The sequence below is a fragment of the Burkholderia sp. Ac-20392 genome, from assembly GCF_017104585.1.
GTDB classification, from domain to species: domain Bacteria; phylum Pseudomonadota; class Gammaproteobacteria; order Burkholderiales; family Burkholderiaceae; genus Burkholderia; species Burkholderia lata.
Map to the genome: position 1 here is coordinate 1 of NZ_JAAGPB010001117.1, position 676 is coordinate 676.

Annotated in this window: 2 protein-coding genes; both read right to left on the reverse strand. The window is 70.0% G+C overall.

All coding sequences use genetic code 11. From position 1 onward, the window contains the following. Positions 1-310: biopolymer transporter ExbD (locus G3N99_RS41130; protein WP_206125301.1), on the reverse strand; the 310-nt coding region annotated here is incomplete at its 3' end. Positions 311-334: 24 nt separating this feature from the next. Then, the coding region (locus tag G3N99_RS41135; protein WP_206125302.1) for a MotA/TolQ/ExbB proton channel family protein at positions 335-676 on the reverse strand (342 nt) is incomplete at its 5' end.

The following is a 676-nucleotide window of genomic DNA, read 5'->3' on the forward strand; positions in this document are numbered from 1 at the left end:
TCCGCAGCTCGGGCGGCGCGCCACCCGCGGCGGCGGCCCGGAAGCGCGCCGGCAGCGCATCGAGCGCGACCGGTGAGTCGTCCCAGTACAGCTTGCCCGCGTCGTCGATCGACAAGGTGACGGATTGCGGCGTGTCGCGCGCGATGCTGGCCGCGACCTTCGGCAAGTCGAGCCGGATCGCGTGCGTCATCAGCGGCGCGGTGATGATGAAGATGACGAGCAGCACCAGCATCACGTCGATCAGCGGAGTCATGTTGATCTCCGCCATCGGCGCGGACGTCTTGTGGTGCTCGAGTCCGCCGAATGCCACGGTCGTTCCTCCGGAATGGTTGCGTCAGGCTTCCTGCGCGCACACGAACACGTGCAGGTCGCGCGCGAAGCCGTCGAGCTCCTCGGCGAGTTGCCGCACGAGCCGCCCGAGGATGTTGTAGGCCAGCACCGCGGGAATCGCGACGACGAGCCCGAACGCGGTCATGATCAGCGCCTCGCCGACCGGCCCCGCGACGTTCTCGATCTGCGCCTGCCCGCTCGCGGCGATGCTGCCGAGCGCGTGGTAGATGCCCCACACGGTGCCGAGCAGCCCGACGAACGGCGCGGTGCTGCCGATCGACGCGAGCAGCACCTGGCCAAATTCGAGGCGCCGCTGCGAGCGCAGCATCGCGTGCCGCAGCGCGCG